This window comes from Streptomyces sp. NPDC091412 (genome assembly GCF_044756885.1).
Taxonomy (GTDB): Bacteria; Actinomycetota; Actinomycetes; order Streptomycetales; family Streptomycetaceae; genus Streptomyces.
Map to the genome: position 1 here is coordinate 106790 of NZ_JBIVTV010000021.1, position 6412 is coordinate 113201.

A 6412-nucleotide genomic window follows, 5' to 3' on the forward strand; every position below is an offset into this window, starting at 1 on the left:
GGCCGGGCCCGGGACGGAGCGGACCGGTTTCAGGAGCCGGAGCGGACCGGCCCGGAACTCGCCCGGACCGTCAACTCGGGTGCGATCAGCACCACTTCGTCCGCGCCCTGCCCGTCGAGCTTGGCCACCAGGCGCGCGACCGCGTGCCGGCCCATCTCCTGGGCGGGGATGCCCACCGAGGTCAGGCGCACCGAGGCCTGGACGGCGACCTGGTCCGGGCAGATCGCGACCACCGACACGTCCTCGGGGACCGCGCGGCCCTGCTGGCGCAGCAGGGCGAGCAGGGGTTCGACGGCGGACTCGTTCTGCACGACGAAGCCGGTGGTGCCCGGACGCTCGTCGAGGATCCGGGCCAGGGTCACCGCCATCGCGTCGTACCCGCCCTCGCACGGGCGGTGCAGCAGGCCCAGGCCCAGCTCGCGGGCCCGGGAGCGCAGACCGTCGAGGGTGCGTTCGGCGAAGCCGGTGTGCCGTTCGTAGACCGCGGGAGCCTCGCCGATGACGGCGATGTCATGGTGCCCGAGCAGCGCCAGATGCTCCACGCACAGCGCGCCCGTCGCACCCCAGTCCAGGTCCACGCAGGTCAGGCCGCTGGTGTCGGCGGGCAGCCCGATCAGGACCGACGGCTGGTCGGTCCCGCGCAGCAGCGGCAGCCGTTCGTCGTCCAGCTCGACGTCCATCAGGATCATGGCGTCGGCGAGCCCGCTGCCGGTGACCCGGCGCACCGCGTCGGGGCCCTCCTCACCGGTGAGCAGCAGCACGTCGTAGCCGTACGTGCGGGCGGTGGTCGCCACGGCGATGGCGATCTCCATCATCACCGGCACGTACATGTCGGTACGCAGCGGGATCATCAGGGCGATGATGTTGGACCTGCTGCTCGCCAGGGCGCGGGCGCCCGCGTTCGGGTGGTAGCCGAGCTGCCGGATGCTCTCCTCGACCCGCTGCCGGGTACTCGCGGAGATGGACCGCTTGCCGCTGAGGACGTAGCTCACCGTGCTCGCCGAGACTCCGGCGTGCTGGGCGACCTCGGCGAGGGTGACCATCCAGCTCTCCAAGTGTTGTGAAGCGCTTCGACAGTGCGCGGTGCTGACATCGGGGTGTGAGAGTGGTTTGACAGTAACCCCGGCGGAGGTGGGTGTCCATAGTCTGTCGAAGCGCTTCGATTGTTTTCTTCCCCTGGCCCGGAGCGGGGCCATCCGAACGGAGTACAGGAGTGGTCGTCACGCCCCGCACACACGATGCTGGGGTGGCATCACACCGAGACAGACGGTGCACTGCGAACGTCCGTGCGCGTGGGGTGGTGGGTCCGCCCGGTATCGGGTACATACGATCCAGTAGCACCGGTCGGTAACGTACCGCCCCCACATCCCTATTCGCGGCGAGGTGAGCCTCATGTCCGCACCAACGTCCAACAAGCCCACCGTCACCGAGCGCGAGGCCCGCCAGGTGGCGGAGGCCGCCCGGGAGCAGGACTGGCGCAGGCCCAGCTTCGCCAAGGAGCTGTTCCTCGGCCGCTTCCGGCTCGACCTCATCCATCCGCATCCGCTGCCCGCCCCCGACGACGCCCAGCGCGGCGAGGAATTCCTCGCCAAGCTCCGTGACTTCTGCGAGACGAAGATCGACTCGGCCCGCATCGAGCGCGACGCGCGGATCCCGGACGAGGTCGTCACCGGGCTCAAGGAGCTCGGCGCGCTCGGTATGAAGATCGACACCAAGTACGGCGGCCTCGGCCTGACCCAGGTCTACTACAACAAGGCCCTCGCCCTGGCCGGCTCCGCCAGCCCCGCGATCGGCGCGCTGCTCTCCGCGCACCAGTCGATCGGTGTGCCTCAGCCGCTGAAACTCTTCGGCACCCAGGAGCAGAAGGACACCTTCCTGCCGCGCTGCGCCCGCACCGACATCTCCGCCTTCCTGCTCACCGAGCCGGACGTCGGCTCCGACCCGGCACGCCTGGCGACCACGGCGGTCCCGGACGGCGACGACTACATCCTCGACGGGGTCAAGCTGTGGACGACCAACGGGGTCGTGGCCGACCTCCTCGTCGTCATGGCGCGCGTGCCGAAGTCGGAGGGCCACCGGGGCGGCATCACCGCCTTCGTCGTCGAGGCCGCCTCCGAGGGCATCACGGTGGAGAACCGCAACGCCTTCATGGGCCTGCGCGGCATCGAGAACGGCGTCACCCGCTTCCACCAGGTCCGGGTTCCGGCCGCCCACCGCATCGGCGCCGAGGGCCAGGGGCTGAAGATCGCCCTGACCACCCTGAACACCGGCCGGCTGTCCCTGCCGGCGATGTGCGCGGGCGCGGGCAAGTGGTGCCTGAAGATCGCCCGCGAGTGGTCCGCGGCCCGCGAGCAGTGGGGCAAGCCGGTCGCGCTGCACGAGGCGGTCGGCTCGAAGATCTCCTTCATCGCGGCCACCACCTTCGCGTTGGAGGCGGTGCTCGACCTGTCGTCCCAGATGGCCGACGAGAACCGCAACGACATCCGCATCGAGGCCGCCCTCGCCAAGCTCTACGGCTCCGAGATGGCCTGGCGGATGGCCGACGAACTGGTCCAGATCCGCGGCGGCCGCGGCTTCGAGACGGCCGCGTCCCTCGCCGCCCGCGGAGAACGCGCGGTGCCCGCCGAGCAGATGCTGCGCGACCTGCGCATCAACCGCATCTTCGAGGGCTCCACCGAGATCATGCACCTGCTGATCGCGCGCGAGGCGGTCGACGCCCACCTCTCGGTCGCCGGCGACCTCATCGACCCCGACAAGACCCTCTCGGACAAGGCGAGGGCGGGCGCGAACGCCGGCGTCTTCTACGCCAAGTGGCTGCCGAAGCTGGTCGCGGGCCCGGGTCAGCTCCCGCGCTCGTACGCCGAGTTCCACCCGTCCGGGCACGTCGACCTCTCCGGCCACCTGCGCTACGTCGAACGCCACGCCCGCAAGCTCGCCCGCTCCACCTTCTACGCCATGTCCCGCTGGCAGGGCCGGATGGAGACCAAGCAGGGCTTCCTCGGCAGGGTCGTCGACATCGGCGCCGAACTGTTCGCGATGAGCGCGGCCTGCGTCCGCGCCGAACTCCTGCGCGCCCACGGCGACCACGGCCGCGAGGCCTACCAGCTCGCCGACGCCTTCTGCCGCCAGTCCCGCATCCGCGTCGCCGAACTCTTCGACCGCCTGTGGAGCAACACCGACGACCTCGACCGCAAGGTCGTCAAGGGCGTCCTCGGCGGCGCCTACACCTGGCTGGAGGAAGGAGTCATCGACCCGTCGGACGACGGCCCCTGGATCGCGGCGGCGGACCCCGGCCCGAGCGAGCGGGAGAACGTGCACCGGCCGATCAGGTAACGGCCGGCCGACGGCCCTGACACGCGGTACGGCCACCTGCCGGCGCACTCCACCGGCCGCCCGGAGGCACCGGTCACCGGGCGGCCGACCGCGTCCGCCGCCGGGGGGCGTGCCGCGCCGCCCCCGGCGCGGCGGCCGGCGACTCGCTCCCCCTCCGGGAGGGACGCGCTGTCCGTTCGGGGAGTCGCTGCCGCCACAATGGGGGGATGAGCGACAGTCCAGCCCCTCTCGCCGACCCGCACCTCGTCTTCGACCCCGTCGCCGGGGACGGGCCCAAGGACGTGGTGGTCCTCGGGTCCACCGGGTCCATCGGCACCCAGGCCATCGACCTCGTACTGCGCAACCCGGACCGCTTCCGGGTCACCGGGCTCTCCGCCAACGGCGGACGGGTCGGTCTCCTCGCCGAGCAGGCGTACCGGCTGCGCGTGCGGACCGTCGCCGTGGCCCGCGAGGACGTCGTACCGGCCCTGCGCGAGGCGCTCGCCGCGCAGTACGGGACGTCCGAGCCGCTCCCCGAGATCCTCGCCGGACCGGACGCGGCCACACAGCTCGCCGCCTCCGACTGCCACACCGTCCTCAACGGCATCACCGGCTCCATCGGCCTCGCCCCGACCCTCGCCGCCCTGGAGGCGGGCCGCACCCTCGCGCTCGCCAACAAGGAGTCGCTCATCGTCGGCGGCCCGCTGGTCAAGGCGCTCGCCAAGCCCGGTCAGATCATCCCGGTGGACTCCGAGCACGCCGCCCTCTTCCAGGCGCTCGCGGCGGGGACACGGACCGACGTGCGCAAGCTGGTCGTCACCGCATCGGGCGGGCCCTTCCGCGGCCGGACCAAGGCCGAGCTCGCCGACGTCACCGTCGAGGACGCCCTCGCCCACCCCACCTGGGCGATGGGTCCGGTGATCACGGTCAACTCCGCCACCCTGGTCAACAAGGGTCTTGAGGTCATCGAGGCACACCTGCTGTACGACATTTCCTTCGATCGCATTGAGGTCGTCGTACATCCGCAGTCGTATGTCCACTCGATGGTTGAGTTCACCGACGGATCCACCCTCGCCCAGGCGACGCCCCCCGACATGCGCGGGCCCATCGCCATCGGCCTGGGCTGGCCCGAACGCGTTCCGGACGCCGCGCCCGCCTTCGACTGGAGCAAGGCGTCGACCTGGGAGTTCTTCCCGCTCGACAACGAGGCCTTCCCCTCCGTGGGGCTCGCCCGGCACGTGGGCCGGCTCGCCGGCACCGCCCCGGCCGTGTTCAACGCGGCCAACGAGGAGTGCGTCGACGCGTTTCTGCGCGGCACACTGCCCTTCAACGGGATCACGGAGACCGTGACACAAGTGGTCGAGGAGCACGGCACACCCAGCACGGGAACTACGCTGACTGTGCCGGACGTCCTCGAAGCGGAGACCTGGGCCCGCGCCAGGGCCCGGGAACTGACAGCGCGGACGGCGACAGCGGAGGCGCGTGCATGACGTCCTTGATGATGATCCTCGGCATAGTCGTCTTCGTGGTGGGCCTGCTGGTCTCGATCGCGTGGCACGAGCTGGGGCATCTTTCCACCGCCAAGCTCTTCGGCATCCGAGTGCCGCAGTACATGGTGGGATTCGGCCCGACGCTCTGGTCCCGCAGGAAGGGCGAGACGGAGTACGGCATCAAGGCCATCCCGTTCGGCGGCTACATCCGCATGATCGGCATGTTCCCGCCGGGCGACGACGGCCGGATCACCGCGCGCTCCACCTCGCCCTGGCGCGGCATGATCGAGGACGCCCGCTCGGCGGCCTTCGAGGAGCTCGGCCCCGGTGACGAGAAGCGCCTGTTCTACACACGTGCCCCGTGGAAGCGGGTCATCGTGATGTTCGCGGGCCCCTTCATGAACCTGATCCTCGCGGTCGCGCTGTTCCTGACCGTCCTCATGGGCTTCGGCATCTCGCAGCAGACGACCACCGTCAGCTCGGTCTCCCAGTGCGTCATCGCGCAGAGCGAGAACCGCGACAACTGCAAGAAGACCGACGCCCCGGCACCGGCCGCGGCCGCGGGCCTGAAGGCGGGCGACAAGATCGTCTCCTTCAACGGGGTGAAGACCGACAACTGGAACCAGCTGTCCGACCTGATCCGCGCCAACCCCGGCAAGGAGGCGTCGATCGTCGTCGACCGCAAGGGCCAGGACGTCACCCTGCACGCGAAGATCGCCACCAACCAGGTCGCCAAGAAGGACTCCCACGGCCAGATCGTGCAGGGGCAGTACGTCAGCGCCGGCTTCCTCGGCTTCAGCGCCGCCACCGGCATCGTCCGCCAGGACTTCGGCCAGTCCGTGACCTGGATGGGCGACCGGCTCGGCGAGGCCGTCCACTCCATCGCGAGCCTGCCCGCCAAGGTGCCGGCCCTGTGGAACGCGGCCTTCGACGGCGCTCCCCGCCAGCCCGACTCCCCGATGGGCGTGGTCGGCGCGGCCCGCGTCGGCGGCGAGATCTTCACCCTGGACATCCCGCCCACCCAGCAGCTGGCCATGGCCCTGATGCTGGTCGCCGGCTTCAACCTCTCCCTGTTCCTGTTCAACATGCTCCCGCTGCTCCCGCTGGACGGCGGGCACATCGCGGGGGCGCTGTGGGAGTCGCTGCGACGGAATCTGGCGAGGGTGCTGCGCCGGCCGGACCCGGGTCCGTTCGACGTGGCGAAGCTGATGCCGGTGGCCTACGTGGTGGCGGGCGTCTTCGTCTGCTTCACGGTCCTCGTCCTGATCGCGGACGTGGTCAACCCGGTCAAAATCTCCTAACGGACCCCTGACGAAGGCGGCCGGACGGGTCTCCCGTCCGGCCGCCTTTCATTGAGTGGGTTTTGACGGGTGGGATGTGCTGGGGCACACGGACGTGCCGTAATCTCGATGCCTGGAGCCCGCCGCTGAACGAGGCCGGACCTTGATCCACGACTTGGGGTTGCACAGCAGATGACTGCGATTTCTCTCGGCATGCCGTCCGTTCCGACCAAGCTCGCCGAGCGCCGCAAGAGCCGGCAGATCCAGGTCGGTTCCGTGGCGGTGGGCGGGGACGCGCCGGTGTCGGTGCAGTCGATGACGACGACGCGT

4 protein-coding genes and 1 pseudogene are annotated in these 6412 nt (G+C 70.5%); 4 read left to right on the forward strand and 1 reads right to left on the reverse strand.

Annotated features, from left to right (window positions below; genetic code table 11):
- Positions 1-29 precede the first annotated feature (29 nt).
- Positions 30-1043, reverse strand: coding sequence for a LacI family DNA-binding transcriptional regulator (locus tag ACIQMV_RS33385; RefSeq protein ID WP_402596952.1), 1014 nt, complete (start codon positions 1041-1043; stop codon positions 30-32).
- A gap of 349 nt (positions 1044-1392) precedes the next feature.
- On the opposite strand from ACIQMV_RS33385, the gene ACIQMV_RS33390 reads away from it, so the two are divergent.
- The 4 genes and pseudogenes from ACIQMV_RS33390 to ACIQMV_RS33405 form a co-directional block, all read left to right on the forward strand.
- Positions 1393-3333, forward strand: coding sequence for an acyl-CoA dehydrogenase family protein (locus tag ACIQMV_RS33390; protein WP_402596953.1), 1941 nt, complete (start codon positions 1393-1395; stop codon positions 3331-3333).
- A gap of 206 nt (positions 3334-3539) precedes the next feature.
- Positions 3540-4802, forward strand: coding sequence for a 1-deoxy-D-xylulose-5-phosphate reductoisomerase (dxr, locus tag ACIQMV_RS33395; protein WP_402596954.1), 1263 nt, complete (start codon positions 3540-3542; stop codon positions 4800-4802).
- A gap of 8 nt (positions 4803-4810) precedes the next feature.
- A complete protein-coding gene (locus tag ACIQMV_RS33400; protein WP_401773784.1) occupies positions 4811-6103 on the forward strand; it encodes a M50 family metallopeptidase in 1293 nt (430 codons plus the stop codon).
- 171 nt (positions 6104-6274) lie between these two features.
- Positions 6275-6412, forward strand: a pseudogene (locus ACIQMV_RS33405) (4-hydroxy-3-methylbut-2-en-1-yl diphosphate synthase); the annotation flags it as partial.

Coding starts and splice junctions, on each gene's coding strand:
- ACIQMV_RS33390 (WP_402596953.1), top strand. CDS start 1,393: ATGTCCGCACCAACGTCCAACAAGCCCACCGTCACCGAGCGCGAGGCC.
- ACIQMV_RS33400 (WP_401773784.1), top strand. CDS start 4,811: ATGATGATCCTCGGCATAGTCGTCTTCGTGGTGGGCCTGCTGGTCTCG.
- dxr (WP_402596954.1), top strand. CDS start 3,540: ATGAGCGACAGTCCAGCCCCTCTCGCCGACCCGCACCTCGTCTTCGAC.
- ACIQMV_RS33385 (WP_402596952.1), bottom strand. CDS start 1,043: ATGGTCACCCTCGCCGAGGTCGCCCAGCACGCCGGAGTCTCGGCGAGC.